Origin of the sequence: Delftia sp. ZNC0008 (assembly GCF_000799035.1) — a bacterium.
GTDB classification, from domain to species: domain Bacteria; phylum Pseudomonadota; class Gammaproteobacteria; order Burkholderiales; family Burkholderiaceae_C; genus Comamonas; species Comamonas tsuruhatensis.
On the sequence record NZ_JTKZ01000305.1, the window covers coordinates 1 to 707 of the forward strand.

At 73.4% G+C, this 707-nt stretch carries 1 protein-coding gene; it reads right to left on the reverse strand.

All coding sequences use genetic code 11. The annotated features are described in order from the left end of the window. Positions 1 to 656, reverse strand: a 656-nt coding sequence (locus L995_RS10280) for an ATP-binding cassette domain-containing protein (protein ID WP_231574403.1), incomplete at its 3' end; no start/stop codon positions are given. Between the last annotated feature and the right edge of the window lie 51 nt (positions 657 to 707).

Below are 707 nucleotides of genomic sequence, written 5' to 3' on the forward strand. Positions count from 1 at the left end.
AGGCGGTCGCGCCACTGGGCTGCGGTGGCGGCGCGGCGGCGGGCGGGCAGCCAGCCTAGCGGGCCGGACAGGCGCGGCAGCATGGCCAGCACCAGGTTGTCCTGCACGGACTGGCGCAGGTTCAGGCCGATGGACTGGCGGTCCTCCGGCACATAGGCAATGCCCGCCGCCATGGCGTCGCGGTTGCTGCGCAGCGCCAGCGTGCCGCCGCCCAGGCGGATGCTGCCGCGGTCGGGCCGGCGCATGCCGAACAGGCCCAGGGCCAGCTCGGTGCGGCCTGCGCCCAGCAGCCCGGTCAGGCCCAGGATCTCGCCCGCGCGCACATCGAAGCTCACGTCCTCGTAGTCGCCGTCGCGGCCCAGGCCGCGCACTTCCAGCAGCGCGGGCGCGGCGGACATGTCGCGCGCATGCAGTCGCTCATCCACTTCCTGCCCGGTCATCAGCGTGGCCAGTTGCCGGCCCGACAGTTGCGCGGCGGGCCAGGTGCCCAGCTTGCGCCCGTCGCGCAGCACGGTGACGCGGTCGGCGATCTCCATGACCTCGTCCAGCTTGTGGCTCACGAAGACGATGGCCATGCCATCGGCCTGGAGCCGGCGCACCACGGCCAGCAGCGCATCGACCTCGGCACGCGTGAGCGAGGCCGTGGGCTCATCCATGAACAGCAGCCTGGCCCGGGCCGCCATGCCCCGGCAGATGGCCACAAGCTG